17 protein-coding genes are annotated in these 15,458 nt (G+C 69.5%); 13 read left to right on the forward strand and 4 right to left on the reverse strand.

Annotation, left to right across the window (positions count from 1 at the left end):
- Nucleotides 1-21 precede the first annotated feature (21 nt).
- The gene (locus QTQ03_RS28400; protein ID WP_289281098.1) at nt 22-645 is read left to right on the forward strand and encodes a superoxide dismutase; all 624 of its coding nucleotides are present in this window, start codon (nt 22-24) and stop codon (nt 643-645) included.
- Nucleotides 645-923: a superoxide dismutase gene (locus tag QTQ03_RS28405; RefSeq protein ID WP_289281099.1), complete on the forward strand. Its 279-nt coding sequence runs from the start codon at nt 645-647 to the stop codon at nt 921-923. Before QTQ03_RS28400 ends, QTQ03_RS28405 begins: the two co-directional genes overlap by 1 nt.
- A 53-nt stretch (nt 924-976) precedes the next feature.
- Here the strand turns inward: QTQ03_RS28405 and QTQ03_RS28410 are convergent, their stop codons facing one another.
- The 3 genes from QTQ03_RS28410 to QTQ03_RS28420 form a co-directional block, all read right to left on the reverse strand.
- Nucleotides 977-4,009, reverse strand: a complete 3,033-nt coding sequence (locus QTQ03_RS28410; RefSeq protein ID WP_289281100.1) for a Tn3 family transposase — start codon at nt 4,007-4,009, stop codon at nt 977-979.
- Between the two features lie 351 nt (nt 4,010-4,360).
- The gene (locus QTQ03_RS28415; protein ID WP_289281101.1) at nt 4,361-5,590 is read right to left on the reverse strand and encodes an MAB_1171c family putative transporter; all 1,230 of its coding nucleotides are present in this window, start codon (nt 5,588-5,590) and stop codon (nt 4,361-4,363) included.
- Between the two features lie 15 nt (nt 5,591-5,605).
- On the reverse strand, nt 5,606-6,115 hold the full coding sequence (locus QTQ03_RS28420) for a M78 family metallopeptidase domain-containing protein (RefSeq protein ID WP_289281102.1): 510 nt from the start codon (nt 6,113-6,115) through the stop codon (nt 5,606-5,608).
- 233 nt (nt 6,116-6,348) lie between these two features.
- Between QTQ03_RS28420 and QTQ03_RS28425 the strand changes: the two genes are divergently transcribed.
- The 3 genes from QTQ03_RS28425 to QTQ03_RS28435 all read left to right on the forward strand — a co-directional run bounded on the left by QTQ03_RS28425 (nt 6,349) and on the right by QTQ03_RS28435 (nt 8,429).
- A complete protein-coding gene (locus tag QTQ03_RS28425) occupies nt 6,349-6,669 on the forward strand; it encodes a transposase (protein ID WP_502889683.1) in 321 nt (106 codons plus the stop codon).
- Nucleotides 6,666-7,562: an IS3 family transposase gene (locus QTQ03_RS28430; RefSeq protein ID WP_169600148.1), complete on the forward strand. Its 897-nt coding sequence runs from the start codon at nt 6,666-6,668 to the stop codon at nt 7,560-7,562. Before QTQ03_RS28425 ends, QTQ03_RS28430 begins: the two co-directional genes overlap by 4 nt.
- A gap of 255 nt (nt 7,563-7,817) precedes the next feature.
- Nucleotides 7,818-8,429 (forward strand): phosphatase PAP2 family protein, encoded by a 612-nt coding sequence (locus tag QTQ03_RS28435; protein ID WP_289281103.1) that lies wholly within the window; start codon nt 7,818-7,820, stop codon nt 8,427-8,429.
- Nucleotides 8,430-8,437: 8 nt separating this feature from the next.
- Here the strand turns inward: QTQ03_RS28435 and QTQ03_RS28440 are convergent, their stop codons facing one another.
- A complete protein-coding gene (locus QTQ03_RS28440) occupies nt 8,438-8,857 on the reverse strand; it encodes a helix-turn-helix domain-containing protein (RefSeq protein WP_289281104.1) in 420 nt (139 codons plus the stop codon).
- Nucleotides 8,858-9,295: 438 nt separating this feature from the next.
- Here QTQ03_RS28440 and QTQ03_RS28445 point away from each other — a divergent pair, with 438 nt between their 5' ends.
- The 8 genes from QTQ03_RS28445 to QTQ03_RS28480 all read left to right on the forward strand — a co-directional run bounded on the left by QTQ03_RS28445 (nt 9,296) and on the right by QTQ03_RS28480 (nt 15,451).
- Complete coding sequence (locus tag QTQ03_RS28445) at nt 9,296-9,784, forward strand: hypothetical protein (protein ID WP_289281105.1); 489 nt, start codon at nt 9,296-9,298, stop codon at nt 9,782-9,784.
- Nucleotides 9,785-10,410: 626 nt separating this feature from the next.
- Entirely contained in the window at nt 10,411-11,103 is a 693-nt protein-coding gene (locus QTQ03_RS28450) for a GGDEF domain-containing protein (RefSeq protein ID WP_289281106.1), read from the forward strand.
- A 101-nt stretch (nt 11,104-11,204) separates the two neighbouring features.
- Nucleotides 11,205-11,657, forward strand: coding sequence for a hypothetical protein (locus tag QTQ03_RS28455; protein ID WP_289281107.1), 453 nt, complete (start codon nt 11,205-11,207; stop codon nt 11,655-11,657).
- A 122-nt stretch (nt 11,658-11,779) separates the two neighbouring features.
- Nucleotides 11,780-12,283: a hypothetical protein gene (locus QTQ03_RS28460; protein WP_289281108.1), complete on the forward strand. Its 504-nt coding sequence runs from the start codon at nt 11,780-11,782 to the stop codon at nt 12,281-12,283.
- A gap of 72 nt (nt 12,284-12,355) precedes the next feature.
- Complete coding sequence (locus QTQ03_RS28465) at nt 12,356-13,255, forward strand: ArdC family protein (RefSeq protein ID WP_289281109.1); 900 nt, start codon at nt 12,356-12,358, stop codon at nt 13,253-13,255.
- A gap of 64 nt (nt 13,256-13,319) precedes the next feature.
- A complete protein-coding gene (locus QTQ03_RS28470) occupies nt 13,320-14,048 on the forward strand; it encodes a DUF2786 domain-containing protein (protein WP_289281110.1) in 729 nt (242 codons plus the stop codon).
- 138 nt (nt 14,049-14,186) lie between these two features.
- Nucleotides 14,187-14,714, forward strand: a complete 528-nt coding sequence (locus QTQ03_RS28475; RefSeq protein WP_289281111.1) for a hypothetical protein — start codon at nt 14,187-14,189, stop codon at nt 14,712-14,714.
- A gap of 143 nt (nt 14,715-14,857) precedes the next feature.
- Nucleotides 14,858-15,451 carry a hypothetical protein gene (locus tag QTQ03_RS28480; RefSeq protein WP_289281112.1) on the forward strand — a complete coding sequence of 198 codons (594 nt, stop codon included), beginning with the start codon at nt 14,858-14,860 and terminating at the stop codon, nt 15,449-15,451.
- Nucleotides 15,452-15,458 lie beyond the last annotated feature (7 nt).

Below are 15,458 nucleotides of genomic sequence, written 5' to 3' on the forward strand. Positions count from 1 at the left end.
TGCATCAACTGGAGGATCGTGATGGGCGCCTACACCCTGCCGGACATGCCGTACGACTACGGCGCACTGGAGCCGGCGATGTCCGGGCAGATTCTGGAGCTGCACCACAGCAAGCACCACGCCGCCTATGTCAAGGGCAGCAACGACGCCCTCGACCAGCTCGCCGAGGCCCGCGACAAGGGCGACTACACCGCGCTGGTCGGATTGGAGAAGACCCTCGCCTTCAACCTGTCCGGGCACGTGCTGCACTCGATCTTCTGGAACAACCTGTCTCCGGACGGCGGCGACCGGCCCGACGGCGAGCTGGCCGCGGCGATCGCCGAGCACTTTGGCTCGTTCGACGCGTTCGCCGCGCAGCTGTCGACGGCGACCAAGACCGTGCAGGGCTCCGGCTGGGGCGTGCTGGCGTGGGAGCCGCTCGGTCAGCGGTTGATCGTGGAGCAGGTCTACGACCACCACGGCAACGTCGGGCAGGGCTCGACGCCGATCCTGGTGTTCGACGCCTGGGAGCACGCCTACTACCTGCAGTACAAGAACGTGCGCCCGGACTACGTCGACCGGCTGTGGAACCTGGTCAACTGGGCCGACGTGACCGCGCGGTTCGACGCGGCCCGGGCGGCCGGCCCGGCGATCCCCGGCCTGTGATGACGGCGCACCCGGACGCGGCCCGACTGTTCGGCCACGCTCAGCAGGCCGCCGGCGTCATCGCCGCCAAGCACCGCGGTGACCTCGCCGGCGCCGAGGCGCTGCTCGCGGCGTTCCCGGACGACCCGGCCCGGGTTCGCGGGTTCAGCCTGCTCGCCGAGCTGGCCCTGTCGCTGGTGCGGGCGCAGACCGGACAGAGCATGGACGACCTGGTGCAGGAGCTGAGTCTGCACATGGCCGCCGCCGCCCTGCAGCCGCCACCGGGCGCCGCGGCCTGACCCGCGCGGATGCCCTCCGGTTCCGGTGCTCGGACGTCCGGGCCGGAGGGCGTCTACCCAGCGGCGTGCTCCGAGTCGCCGTCGGCCAGGCGCAGCGGCCGGTAGCCGTCGGCGTCGAGCTGGGCGAGTTCACCGTCGATGTCGACGGCGTGGGTGCCGTAGAAGTGCACGTTCTCGTGGTGGGTCGGCCAGATGTGCGCCAGCACCTCGTCGTCGACGACCCGGCCTTCTCTGCGCACGGCACCGACGGCCAGGCCGTGGTACTCCGTCGACCAGCACACGATCGCGTTAGTGGCCAGGGTCAGGCACCACATCTGCTCGGTCTGCTGCTCGTGGTGCCGTCGCCGCAGCGCCCCCTCACCGGCGTAGGCCAGGGAGCGGCGCAAGGCGTGCAGGTTCTCACCTTTGTTGAGCTGCCGGGCGATGCGCCGCCGGTAGGTCTCGTCGGCTAGGTAGCGGGCGGCGTAGACGGTGCGCCGCAGCGCCCCGTACTCCTTGATCGCGGAGGTGAGCGCGTTCTGCTGACGCTTCGACGAGCACAGCTTGCCCACTACCAGGGCGGCGGTGGCGTGCCCGCCCTGTACCGAGGCCGCGACCCGCAGCAGGTCGTCCCACATGCCGGTGATCAGGTCGGTGTTGAGCCGGCGGGTCAGCAACGCCCCCGCCCGCGGGTACCGGGCCAAGACGTCGGCGCGGGGTCCGGTCCGGTACAAGGTGATCTTCCCCAGGTCGCGGATACGCGGCGAGAGCTGTTTACCGACCAGGTCGAACAGGGCGAAGTTCGCCAGGGTCGCGCCGTGGGTGTCGGTGGCGTGCTCAAAGGTGGGCAGGTCGGTCTCGTTGCCCAGCAGCCCGTCGAGCACGTAGTGCGACTCCGGCGCCGTGGCCACGATGACCTTCGTGTCAAACGTGGAGTGCTGGTCCGAGACGTGGGTGTAGGTGGACACGCCCTGCCCGCGGGCGAAGTAGCGCGACAGGTGCCGCGCGGTCAGGCTCTTGCCCTTGACCGGGAACCGCTGCCCGTCCGAGCTGGACAGGGTGCCCGAGCCGAACGCCTGCGTCAGCGGCAGCCGGTGGTGGTAGTTGACCACCGCGGCGTTCGCCGCCTCCAGGGTCTCGGGACGGAAGTACCACTCGGCGGTCCAGGCGAGCACGTCGTAGGGCACCCCGCACGACTCGGCCATCGCCGACAGGCCCATGTTGGTCGCCTCGGCGATGATCACGTACAGCAGGTTGCGCTTGAGCTCGGCCGGCCGGTTCACCTTCCCGCCGGCGTGGACGAGGTGATCGGTGAACCCGGTCCGGGCGTCGACCTCGACCAGCACCGACGCGATCGGCACCCGGGGCAGCATCGCCGCGAGCTCAGCACGCAGCGCGTCCGCCTCTCCCGGCACGTCCTCGGCGGTCAGCGGCGGGATGATCAGCTCCCCGTCGTCGGTGAGCCGTACCTCACCGGGATCACCCTTGGCCAGCTGCGTCTCCAGGTCGGACAGCGCGGTGTGCAGCTCGTCGTCGGCCTGGGCCAGGGCGTCGGCCGCCTGCGCCGGCTTGCCGACCAGGTGGCAGAACTCCAGCTTCTGCGGCGCCCACGCCTCGGCCGTGAGCAGGAACGACGCCGGGTCGGCGTACCGGCGGGAGCCGGACACGAACACGTCGCCGGAGCGCAGCCCGTCGCGCAACCCGACCAACACCGCGATCTCCCAGTACCGGCGGTACGCGGTGGTGTCGCCGGCCTCGGCCGCCGCGGCGAGGTAGCCCGCCCACTTCGTCGGCACGAACCCGACCGGGGCGCCGGCCGGCACCTTCCGTGCGCCGGTGGCGTACAGCTCGGCGAGGATGGACACCGCGCGTAGCAGCTCGTCGGTGCCGGGCCCGCCGGCGAACCGCACTGCGCGCAGCACCTGCGGGGCGAACTGGCGCAGGTAGGTCATCGAGGCGTCCATCATCGCCAGATGCCCGTGGTCACGCGGTAGCCGCTCGCGTTTCTCGGCCCACGCCGCGCGCATCCGGTCCATGCCGATCCGCCCGCGCAGCAGCGGGCCGATCTGCTCGTCGCCGATCGCCGGGTCCAGCACGATGGTCAGGATCTCGTCGAGCAGCGCCTGCCGGTTCTCCCCGCCCTTGGCGCGTTCAGCCAGGGCCTCGGTCACCTTCTGCTTCGCCGCGCTCTCCCGGCCGCTGACGGCCTGGTCGAACAGCAGCAGCACCTCATCCAGCACGTCGACCGCGGACTGCGCGAGCAGCGTGAGCAGGATCGGGTAGCGCCGCTCGGGCTCGCGTCGTTGCAGCGCCTGGGCGGTCAGGCGGCGGCCGACGCCGGCGAGGAACCGGCGTCGCTGTTCCGGCAGCGTCGACAGGTCCAGGGTGTGCGCGTCGAGCCGGCGTAGGTAGTCCAGCTTCTCCAGCTCCGCCTTCACCGCCGCCGGGCTCGACGAGGTCGGCCCGATGCCCAACCAGGCCAGCGGGGTGCGGCCGAGGTAGGCATCGGGCACCAGCAGCAGATCCAGCTCGTCGCGGCGCCGGTCGGTGAGCAGGTGCGCCACCCGCGTCCAGGTCTCCTCCCGAGCCCGCGCCCGGGCGGTGGCCACGTGCTCCAGCAGGTGCACCACGCCGGGCCGCACCACCCGTGACGAGATCAGGTACTCGCACGCCAGCCGGAACAGCAGCTTCGGCGAGTCGTGCTCCATCGCCCGGGCGAACAGGAACTCGTCCAAGTCCTTCCACTCGCCGGTGTCCACCGTGCGCCACCCGGCGTACGCGACGACCTCGCGCAGGTGATCGGTGCGGGTCTGCTCCCGCTCGCCGTACCCGCGCAGCTCACCCATCGCGATCCCGAGCCGCTGCGACAACCGGCCCACCGCGGCCGCCGGCGCCGCCGACACCTCATCGGGCACGAACCCCAGCCACGGCAGCGTGCACAACTGCACCGCCACACCGAGCACGTTGCGCCCGGTCCGGAACTTCCGCAGGAACGCCTCATCCGCGCCGGTCAGCGTGAAATGCCGGATCAACTCGGCCCGGCCCAACTCCGGGAACCCCCGCAGCCGCGCCAGATCCTCCTCCGAGAACACGTCCCGAGTCGCCACAACCCACCCACCCGAACATCGACCGGCACCGAACGGACCGGACGCTACCGGGTCACCCCACGAAGCTGATCAATGGGCCTTAGCGTTGTTTTTTCGCTGGAAGCTACGGGTGGGCCGACGGCGCTGGCGCTACCCAACACCACACCCGCCGACCCTGGTCAACGGCGTCCGAATCGAGTCGGCCCGTACTACCGGGACCCCAAGTAGCGCAAGACACAAACAAGCACATAAGCGCGAAGCAGCTTCACATGCGCCCGCTACGTCCGCGCCGCAAGCGGCCGCGTGCTTCGGGAAAGTTGGGGGAGAGAGGGGGTGATGCCGGCGGCATCACCCCTCAGAACGTCACTGCCTCTACCGCCCATCGCCGACGGGCTCACCAGAAACCTCGGCCGCCGTATCGAGCACCATACCGTCCGACAACGCCATCGATATCAACGCGAGCCGTCGCGCATCGGCCTCCACATCGACATGCGCAACCTTCGTCGACTGCGGCTCCAAGCCCGGCTCGACCTCCTGCGTGGCAACATGCCCTTGCCCAAACCGTCGCACGGCAACCAAGATCGCGGCGGCCTCACCAGCGGCGACCGCGCGGACGCTATCCCAGCCGGCCTCAGCCGCACGACGCTGAGCAACGGCCGCCACCTGCGCATCCCGCGGGCCCAACGCCTGCAAGCCATCGCCGATCTCCACACACCGTCGATACAGCCGCTGGCCGACGCCCCACACCCACCACGGGTCCTTCTCCGGTCGCCGCATCGGGTCTAGCGCGATACTCGGAACCGCCCGGTACAGCAGGTACCACAACGCATGCAGATCCCGGTACATTGCGCTCCTGCGGGGCCAGGCACGGACGCCGTCGATCGCCTTCCATACGGTCGCAAGGACGAGACTCGAACAGATCAACACGACCGACATCGTGACCAAGGCCTGCGTCGCGATCGGCTCAGGCCAGGGAGGTGTCACCCCGGCCAGCTTCAGAGCGAGGAACAGGGCCTTGTGCGCCACGAACGCCGCGCCGAACACCGCGCCAGCACTAAGCAACCGCAAAATGATCTTCAGTCGGGTAGCCGCGAACCGGGCGTAACGGAGCGACATCCGCAAAATGTCCACGACAGACACCCCGAGATACACCAGGAACGCGAGCATGTAGATGATGACCTGCGGCATGTCTCCGTAGCGCTCGGCGAAATGCAGCGGCTCTGACTCCGGGAAGTCGGCAGCCCAGAACATGGCGATCATCACCGCGAGTACGAGAGCGAAGAACACCAGCCGCCACCGCATCAACCGACGCGCCCGCTGCGGGCCTCCCAGGTGCAGGAAGAGGAACTGGATCGCGGTGGCCGCGACCAGCGCCGAACCATGCTCGATTGGCTTGGCCAAGTTCGGCACCCCCGACACCCTGTCGATCAGGCTGTGAACCGGAGCCCAGCCCATCGTGACCGCAATCCCGCACCCCAGGCAGATCCCCACGCTCGCCAGGGTCTTCGGGTTCGACGGCTCGCGGCGCAACGCCCCCAGCTTCACAACCAGCGCCACCACGGCGACCAGCAGCGCGACGACATGACCAGCTGCCACCAACATGCGTATCCCCCGCCTTTAGTCCGCCAGCGCGGCAGCGATCCGATACATCACCGCCGCCGTGTCGTCACCCAGGTCGTCGAAGACCCCGATGTGGTTGCCGCCGTCCAGCCGTGCGCCCAGGTAGGTCGCCAGCAGCTCGGCGTCACGTTCCTGTCGCTCGTCAACGAACGCCGACGTCGACCGTGCCAGCAGCACCTGCGCCTCCGTCGGGTTGAGCGAGCCCGAGAGCCGATCCACCCCCGAGAGCAGCGTTCTCCCAGTGTGCTTCAACGCGATGTGCATCAGCTCATGCAAGATCGTCTGGACCTGAAGCACGGGCGATGCCTCGCGGCTGTAGAGAACGTAGTCTGTCTCAGGCGTCGCCACCCACAGCCCACACGGCCCCGTAGGCTCATCGATCGTCATGGCAACGACCTGGATACGACGATCGCGCGCCGTCTCCAGGGCCGACACCACCCCCTGCACCGTCAATGGCGTCGGCAGGTCGACGTCGAGCTGGCGTATCAGCCGCTGTATCTTGCGCATCGCCTGCTTTCACTCCCCTTGCTGGCCTTTCGACCCCGAGACGCCCCGATCCTGGGTGTCACCTGTCCCAGCATTGACCTGATCGGGCATTCAGTTGTCCGGCCCTGCGCCGAACCACAATAGTGGCAGCAGGCGCAAAGGGGCAGCATAGCTAGGCAGACCTACTTCTGGGATGGGCCTGACCCGGTTTGACGGACATCCCAGCTCAGAGGGGCTGTGTGCTCCTCGGGAGGATGTTCATCATGGAAGGCATGGGCAAGAAACCACGCCGGCCGCGCAGAGCGTTCACGCCGGAGTTCAAGGCGGAGATCGTCGAGGTGTGCCGGCGGGGTGACCGATCGGTGGCGCAGGTCGTGAGGGACTTCGACCTGACCGAGACCGCGGTCCGTGAGTGGGTCAGGCAGGCCGACATCGACGCCGGCACCCGCAGCGACGGGTTGACCAGCGACGAGCGCGACGAGCTGGCGCGGCTGCGGCGGGAGAACCGCCGGCTCCGCGAGGACGTCGACATCCTGAAACGGGCCACGGCTTTCTTCGTGAGGGAGACCCGGTGAACGTGTACCCGTTCATCGAGGCGGAGAAGGCGCGGCCCGACGGGAACGTGAAGCGTTCCTGTGAGCTGCTGGAGGTCTCCCGGTCCGCCTACTACCAGCACCGTGCCGGGCCGTCGCGGCGGGAACGCGACGACGCAGACCTCGCCGCCCGCATCGCGCAGATCCACGCCGACTCGGCCGGCACCTACGGCGCACCCCGGGTCCGCGCCGAACTCGCCGCCCAGGGGCGGCGGCACTCCGGCAAGCGGGTCGCCCGGCTGATGCGGGGCGCCGGGTTGTGCGGCCGCACGCCGAAGCGGTGGCGCACCACGACCGTGCCCGACCCGGGGGCGGCGTTGTCGGCGGACCTGATCCGCCGGGACTTCGACGTCGCCGCCGGCCGGGTCGACACCCGCTGGTGCGGCGACATCACCTACATCCACACGTGGGAGGGCTGGCTGTACCTCGCCACCGTCATCGACATCGCCTCACGCCGGGTTGTGGGCTGGGCGACCGCCGACCACCTACGGACCGATCTGCCCGCTCAGGCGTTGTCCAACGCGATCGCCGTCCGACGCCCGACCGGGCCGGTGATCTTCCACAGCGACCGGGGTTGCCAGTACACGAGTGCGCAGTACGCCCGGCTGGCCGACCGCAACGGGGTGCGGTTGTCGGTTGGTGGGCGGGGTCAGTGCTGGGACAACGCCGTCGCGGAGTCGTTCTTCGCCACGATCAAGACCGAACTGCTCGACCGGAGGGCGTGGCCGACCCGGGCCGCCGCCCGTGCGGCGATCTTCGAGTGGATCGAGGGGTGGTACAACACCCGCCGCCGCCATTCCACCCTGGACTACATGAGCCCGGCCGAGTATGAGGCGACGGCCTATTCCCGCAGGCCAACGAGCAAGGTAGCGTGAGATCAACTTACCGACCCTGTCCGTCAAACCGGGTCAACCCCAGGAGTCCCGCGAGACTGTGTTCGTGGAAGTTTCAGCGTAGGACGTACCCCACATACGATGAAACCTATTCATATCGCCCCGGATGGATGGAGTGTCGTCCGTCATCGCCCTTGCGAGGAGGATCACACGACCCACCGCGTCTCCCCCGATGTGGGCTCCGCGCGGCACCGCCCGCACAGTGAGCCACTGCACGGTGACGGCAGAATGCGAGGCGTGCACGACATCATCAACAGTCCGGGCCATCGACCAACCCTCCGGGTAGCTCGCATCGTGACCGAAGTGTTCGCGCCAGCGCTGCTGGCCGCAGCCATGCCCATCGTCATCGGAGTGACCAGCGACCTGCCCATCAGCACAGGCTTCGGATGGGCATTGGTCGGCGCACTGTTCTGCTCCGTCATCCCCAACACGTTGATCTGGTGGGGCGTGCACCGAGGCCGGCTGACCGACCACCACATCCGGGTACGCCAGCAGCGAAGGACGCCACTGATCTATGGTCTACTGTCCGTCCTCGTCGGACTGGCTCTGATGATCGGCCTCGGCGCCCCGCGGCCAGTCACCGCAATGATCGTCGTGATGTTCGCTCTTGGCCTGGCGGTCACCGCGGCGAACCTCGTCTGGAAGCTCAGCATCCACGCCGCGGTGACCGCGGGCTCAGCGGCAGTGCTCGTGATCGAATTCGGCCCCGCACTTCTTGTCTCAGCACTCGTGGTGGCACTCGTCGGCTGGTCACGGGTTCGACTGCGCGACCACACCGTAGCCCAAGTGATCGCTGGAACCGTGGTAGGCCTACTCGTCGCGGTCCCCACGTTCCTTCTCCTGAAATGATCCTCGACCTACGTGCCCGAGCGGCCCCGCCGTGCTTTGCTCTGCTCCTCCAACGCGGCGACGTGCTCGACAATCGTGCGCAGGCTCGCCCGCGACGCCCCCGCAGGCATCCGGCGCGCAAGCACGGTGATCGTCTCCAGATCCGGGTCCACATCCGCACGGACAGGGTCCGTATCAGTAACCGGATCGAAGAAGAAGTTCGGCTCAACCCGGAAGAAGTTGGCCAACTGCTGGATGGCCGAACGCGTAGGGTTGTCCCTCTCCCCGCTGAGCAGGTAGTTGACGTAGCTGGTTGACAGGCCCGTCGCCCTAGCGACCTCGTCCGGCGAGTACGGCTTGTCCGCGCCGGGTTTGAGATGCGTCTCGAACAGGTGCCTCAGCCGGACGGCGAAGGCGCCTGACCCATCGGCCCTGCCAGAGTCGGCCATGACCACCTTTCCCGATCAACTTTGCCACCATTGTGGTTACTCAACCCCGCGCCGCCACAATAGTTGCAGGGACCTAGCGGATCGTGCTTGACTGACCACTACACCAGACCACTGTTGTGGCAGTGACACCGTAGCGGACAACCATAGTCACGCAACAGGCGGTCAAGAAAGCCAACAGCTGCCGGACCCGTATCGGTTCGTCGGGCACCACAATCGCCAGCCGCGAGAGGAGACAGAACGGGGGATACGCAAGCCCGCCCACAGCGCGCATCACCACACGCTCGGGCAGTCGGCAATAAGGGGGGCAAGCTACACGCCGGTACGGCCCCGCGCATCGGGGGTCCTGTCACCCAACACGGCCTGGCGCCGGTGGCCCCGGGCATGAACGCCCGGGGCCACCAAAACCGCCACACCGACAACCACGGGGAGAGAACGGAGATGCCGACCAGCACAGCCACACAGACCTCGGCCGCAACAAACCGATACACCTACACGTGCCTCGACTGCGCCTTCAACGCAGGGGAACGCCGGTGGGACACCCTCGCCGACGCCGCCCGCGCCGCGACCCGCGCCCGCACCGCCCACGCGGACCAATGCCGCGCGCGACTCGTCGTCGTCAGCCTGCCCACCACGGCCACGTCATACGGGCCCGACGACCTGATCCCGATCCCGGCCTGGGCAGCCACCATCGCCCGCAGCCTCACCGCCGCTATCGCCCACCGCGCCGCCCACGGATACGTCCTCGACTTCGCAGACCCCAACCACGCCACCCTCATCGCCGAGGCCGCCCTCGCCTTCAACCCGATCCCCGGCCAACCCACTCCCGCAGACGCAGACCAACTCGCCACACTGCTCCGCCGGACCTCCGACGCCATCACCGCCTCGGCCGAGCTGCGGCTCCCCCCCACCACCGACGACATGACCTGACACCACCGGAGCCCACACCCACAGGTCCGCGACCACCCCGAGCACCCGCGCGGACTCCACAAAACCCTGATGTCGTACCTGCGTCGTGGTTCGGGCCGTTGCTCCCGCCGTCACCGGGCGGGGGCCCACCAGTGGGCCCCCTCGCCCTGCCATCTCCGCGTCCAGGACCACACCGCGGCCCGCGGTTCGCCGGCGCCGGCCGGTCGCGGGTGATGCCGGCGGCATCACCAGAGGGCCGGGTCGTAGGGCCTCTCCCCCACCACGGTGACCGAGCTATCGACCCTGCGGGCCGATGGCCTTCAGCCGGACCAGCGTGCCGCCGCTGGACCGCGGCCCCTCCGGGGAGGAACACCACCAGGATGGGGGCCGATCCATCCCGGCGGCGCTGCCACAAGGGCAACCACGGCCAGCGCCGGGCCGCAACCAAACCCCGGTTGCAGCCCGACACCGACCGTGGTCGGTCACGACCAGCGCCGCCGGGATGGATCTCACACCGAACCCCGGGCACGAAAAAACCCCAGGTCAACACCCCTCCAACCCAGCAAGTGTGCTAGAATTTTAGATATCGGCGGGACGGCGAACCCCACCGATCGCCACACCAGACCAACCTCTCTGAGGAGCGCTCAGTGCCCGGACTCACTGAAATCCTGCTCGGCACCACGACTGCATCCTGTCTCGCGCTGCTCTGGCGATGCGCCCGCCTCCAGACCGCCCTGACCACGGCCGAACACGACGCCCGTCACGACGCCCTGACCGGTCTGCCCAACCGTCGCGCCCTGCTGGCTCACCTCCAGGCCCAGCTAGCCGACCGCACCCGCCCGGTCTCCGCCGCTCTGCTCGACCTCAACCGATTCAAGGACATCAACGACGAGCACGGCCACGCCGCTGGCGACGCTGTCCTACGGCACGTCGCCCACACCCTCACGGCGCTGAATCTCCCCGGTGCCTACGTCGGCCGCCTCAGCGGCGATGAGTTCCTGATCATCACCAATGGCGGGTTTGACCACGGCGACGCCAACGCCCGCGCCGCCGCCCGCGCGCTGGCCGCAGCAACGGTGCCCTTCTTCGGAACAACCTTTCGATGCGCCGCCAGCATCGGCACCGCCACCGCCACCGCCACCGCCACCGCCGACGACAACGACACCAGCGCCGAGCAGTTGCTATCCCGCGCAGACGTCGCCATGTACCACGCGAAGCGCCTAGGCGAAGACGTCATGTCGCACTTCCCGTACATGGAGGAAGAAGCCGTGTCGCACCTCCCGTACCCCGAGGAAACGACCGTGCTCGCCCGACGAGTCCACCGCCGCCGCTTCCGGTAGCACCCGGTCGGGGCGGTCCGATGCGACCGCCCCGACCACCCGCACAGCGAGAGGACCGGCGAACCCCTCTCGACAACCACCGAACCCAACCAGGAGAACCCGTGTCAGCCTCCACCGCACCCACGATGACCCTCCCGATCCTGACCACCCCGCCCGCAGAACGCCGTATCCACCAGGTGTGCGAGCTGCTCGACCAGGCCCGCCAGCACATGGAGCAGGTGACGAGCCATCTGCATCTGTGCGAGCACGCCCCCATGTGGCCCACGGCGACCATCAACGACGCCAGGACCGCTCACGACTTCCGCGCCACCACCGTGGAACTGATCAAGTACGCCCGCCGCCACCAGTGCGCCGACACGAACCCCGGCCGCATGCGCGCCCTGCTCCGACTCGCCGTGATGTGTCTGGACCTGTCGCAGATGGGCAAGCGCTACGTCTGCAATCCCAGCATCTACCCGCTCACCCTCACCCGCCGCACCGCACGGATGCTGCACGACACGGCGCGATGGGCCACCACCGGACAGGCTCGATACCTCCTCGGCCAGCCGACCTGACCGCACGTGCCCGGCCGCCGACAGCGGCCGGGCACGACCGGACCGCCCAACGGCATCGACGCGCATCGAGCGCGCCGACGCCGGCTACCGCTCCCGTCACTCGCGATCGCAGGAGACCGACCATGACCAGCACCACCGACCGTCCCCGCCCCACTCGCATGGATACTCTCACCATCGCCCCGTACCCCACCGGCCCCGAGTACGGCTGCGAACCGGCCGCCCGAGAAATCGCCGAAGCGGTCTGCCGCCTGTACGGCGGCGACGCATGGCGAGCCGAGCACCGATCGCCAGCATGGCCCCACCCCGAGAACGAAATTCACGGCGAGTTGACCATCACGGTCAACAACCTGCGGACCGTCGTGCACCGGCACACCGTCCCCGCCCACACGCACCGGGACCTGTTCACCCTCACCGTGGACGGCCGCCCCGTGCCCGCCCACCTGCCTCGCCACCGCCTGTCCCACGCAACGGAAACCATCGTCGCCAACCTCTGGCGAGACCTGCACAAGATGTCGCCGGCCGGATGCGACCACTTGGGATGCCCCGACGTGCCCACGGTCCTCACGTTCGGCGCCGCCCTCTGCCCCGTCCATGCCCAGCGGTACGCGGAAACCGGACTGACCTGACTAACACTCAGGCTGGCAAGTGTGCTAGAATTTTAAGTACAGGGCCGAGTGGCCCAGGACAGGAGTTCACCCATGCCCCGCAAGTCGACCGCCCGAACCGCCACCCCCCGCCAGCGCGCCAGCCGGTACAGCGCCGAGCAGATCCAGGAGTTCCGCCAGCGTGACCGGCAGGTTATGAACAGCTCCACCGAGCACCTCGAAGACGCCGAAGGGATCCGCCGCTTCGCGCAACACGCCGCGATGGGCGGCGTGTCCCTGCGGATCCTCTCCTACAGCCTGCGAAACCAGGCCCTGCTAGCGCAGCAGGCGGACGAACGCGGTTTCGTCCTGTCCGACGTGGACAGCTTCAAGGGATGGCGGCAGCGCGGCCGGTTCGTCAAGAAGGGTGAAACCGGACTGCGGCTGATCAAGCCTGTCGGCAAGGACAAGAAGGACACCGACGCCGACGAGCCGGAGACCTCCGACGAGCACGACGACGACAACACCGAGGACGCCGACGAGACGGGCGAGGACACCGGCAAGCCCAAATTCCGCACCGGCGTTGTCTATGACATCGCCCAGACCGCCGAGATCCCGCCCGAGGAGCGCGGCGAGTGCGCCGCCTGCAACGCCGAGGTTGGCGAGCCGTGCAACCCCGGATGCCTCTGCCCCACCTGCACCAACTATGAGCCGGTGAGCGACGCCGCAGAGATCATGTGGAACAACCTCCTCGACCAGCTCACCGCCGCCGGGTACGCCCTCGACTGGCCCGCCCCGGCAGACGCCCTGCACGGCCACCGCGTGCACGTCGACCACGACGGCCGCACCGTCGCCGCCGCATACGAAGTCACGGCCGAGCACCCCGCCGCCGTGGCCGACCTCGCCGCCGCCGTGGCGCAGATCATCGCGCGCAGCGACCGAGAGCGGGAAACCCGCCGGGAACAGCGCCGCGTCGCTCGCGCCACCCTCGCTGCAACGCCTGCCACCGCATAGCGTGCTAGAATTTTAGGCACGGGGAGGGTGCGCCCTCCCCGTGCCTCCTCACCAGGGAGGCACCATGACCAGCCCCACCGACCCCCGCGCAAAGATCGCCGCGCGCATCGCCGCCTGCCTCGCAGTCGCCGAAAGGGAGACAACACCGCTCGGCGAACGCGAGGCCGCCGCCGCGAAGGCCGCCGAACTCATCGCCCGCCACGGCATCACCGCCGACCAGGCAGCCGCCGCCCGAGGCGACGCCCCCGAAGGCATCACCTGTGCACCCGTCGCCCTGCTCAACACCGACGGGCACGGCGAAGCCCGCGCCGGCCTGGCGGACGACGTCGCCCGAGCGATGGGCTGCCGCGCCATCTTGAAGCCCACTCGCGCCCCACGCCCCTACACCGTGATTGTGGTCGGTGCGACGTCCGACGTTCACCACCTGCGGCAACTCCTTCCGCTGATTCTCGCCCAAGCCCAGGCCGCCGCCGCGAACACCGATCCCGAGCAGCGCCGCGCCCGAGACTTCCTCTCCTCGTTCCTGTCCGGCTACGGCGACACCGTCGCCGAGCGGATCACCGCGCGCCGCCGCCCGCTGACCGACCCAACCACCAACCCCGGCGCAGCGCTCATCCTCGCCGACCGCGCCAAGCGGATTGACGCCTTCATCGCCGAGCGATTCGGCGACCTCAACGAGCGCACCCACCAGGCCAGCCGGGACGGAAAGAACGCCGGCCGCACCGCCGCCCGCCGCGCCGACATCGGAGACCCCGGCGTCAAGGCCACCAGCCGCCGCGCCCTGCCGACGTAACCGCCGGCCACGGGGTCGGGCGCTCGATGCGCCCGACCCCGCGCGGGGCGCTCACGCGCCGCCCCCGCACCCCGGCTACCCCGCCCCACTCACCCACCGACCGATGCCGCCGGCATCACCCGAAAGGCAGACCCGAAGATGATCACGCCCACCCCCAACCCCATCGACCACATCGCCGCACACCTCACCGTCGCCACCGACCCGACCGCCCCCGCCGCCGTGCGCGAGAACGCCCGTCGCACCGCGGCAGAGCTCATTGCCCGCCACGACATCACCCCCGCCGAAGCCCGAGCGGCCTGCGGCACCCGACACTCACGACTCACCATCACCACGCACCCCGTTTCCGTTGCCGACGGCCACGGCGAGGCCCGCGCAAGCCTCCTCATCGGCATCGCCGAAGCGCTCCGCTGCGAAGGCGTCCACCAACCCGCCACCACACCCGACGACTACGGAGTCGTGCTACTCGGCACCGCCGCAGAGGTCCGCGCCGCCCGCCGGCTCACCGACGGGATCTTCGCCGACATCGACAACGCCTTCCCCACCGGCGACCCCCAGCTACCCGACATCCTCGCCACCATGCGCCAGCGCCTGCGCGCCGCCGCCGAAGACCTCCGCGCCGTCCACCAGTGCGCCGAAGACCTCACCGAGCACCAGCCCCGAACCTGACCGCCGCCACCAGGGCCGGGCGCATCGAGCGCCCGGCCCCGGGCGGGGCGCTCACGCGCCGCCCCCGCACCCCCGGCTACGCCGTCCCACTCACCCACCGACCGATGCCGCCGGCATCACCGGACACGAACGGACCAACCCCCATGGCCACCGCGCCCCGATGGAACCAGCACCACACCGCCGAAGACGTCCCATGTCTCTGGTCGCTCATCCCCACCACCGACCCGGCCACCACCTCGCGATGCCCCGCCGGATGCGCGACCAGCATCATCGAACAGCCCGGCCACGCCCGCCTGGACGCCCTCAACGTGATGGCCCTCGCGGTGCTCCACCACGCCGCCGAGACCCACCACACCATCCGCGGCGCCGACATCCCCACCGAAGTCCACGACAGGCTCCTGCGCACCAGACACCTCACCCCCGACCCCGCCCGCCCCGGCACCTACCGCGCCGCCCTGCCGTGCAAGTGCCCGCCCGGCGAGCCCATCGCCGGCCAGCACCGGCGCGACTGCCCCGTCACCAGGACCTACGACCACCTCGCCGACGCCCTCGACGAGCTGACCCACAAGGCCGCCCAGGCCAGCGAGGCGTACGACGACCTCGCCACCCTGCTCACCCCTGCCGACGCCGCCGACCTGGCCGACCACCTCGCCCTTCTCGACCAAGCCACCACCGCCCTGGCCCAGCTGCGCGACCACGCCGACCGCATGACCAACCCCGCCGCCGCACCCCACTGACAACCCC

Origin of the sequence: Micromonospora sp. WMMA1363, from assembly GCF_030345795.1 — a bacterium.
Taxonomy (GTDB): Bacteria; Actinomycetota; Actinomycetes; order Mycobacteriales; family Micromonosporaceae; genus Micromonospora.

Excerpts from the sequence above, each read along its gene's own strand:
- QTQ03_RS28400 (WP_289281098.1), top strand. The coding sequence starts at position 22 with ATGGGCGCCTACACCCTGCCGGACATGCCGTACGACTACGGCGCACTG.
- QTQ03_RS28405 (WP_289281099.1), top strand. The coding sequence starts at position 645 with ATGACGGCGCACCCGGACGCGGCCCGACTGTTCGGCCACGCTCAGCAG.
- QTQ03_RS28415 (WP_289281101.1), bottom strand. The coding sequence starts at position 5,590 with ATGTTGGTGGCAGCTGGTCATGTCGTCGCGCTGCTGGTCGCCGTGGTG.
- QTQ03_RS28420 (WP_289281102.1), bottom strand. The coding sequence starts at position 6,115 with ATGCGCAAGATACAGCGGCTGATACGCCAGCTCGACGTCGACCTGCCG.
- QTQ03_RS28425 (WP_502889683.1), top strand. The coding sequence starts at position 6,349 with ATGTTCATCATGGAAGGCATGGGCAAGAAACCACGCCGGCCGCGCAGA.
- QTQ03_RS28440 (WP_289281104.1), bottom strand. The coding sequence starts at position 8,857 with ATGGCCGACTCTGGCAGGGCCGATGGGTCAGGCGCCTTCGCCGTCCGG.
- QTQ03_RS28445 (WP_289281105.1), top strand. The coding sequence starts at position 9,296 with ATGCCGACCAGCACAGCCACACAGACCTCGGCCGCAACAAACCGATAC.
- QTQ03_RS28460 (WP_289281108.1), top strand. The coding sequence starts at position 11,780 with ATGACCAGCACCACCGACCGTCCCCGCCCCACTCGCATGGATACTCTC.
- QTQ03_RS28465 (WP_289281109.1), top strand. The coding sequence starts at position 12,356 with ATGCCCCGCAAGTCGACCGCCCGAACCGCCACCCCCCGCCAGCGCGCC.
- QTQ03_RS28470 (WP_289281110.1), top strand. The coding sequence starts at position 13,320 with ATGACCAGCCCCACCGACCCCCGCGCAAAGATCGCCGCGCGCATCGCC.
- QTQ03_RS28475 (WP_289281111.1), top strand. The coding sequence starts at position 14,187 with ATGATCACGCCCACCCCCAACCCCATCGACCACATCGCCGCACACCTC.
- QTQ03_RS28480 (WP_289281112.1), top strand. The coding sequence starts at position 14,858 with ATGGCCACCGCGCCCCGATGGAACCAGCACCACACCGCCGAAGACGTC.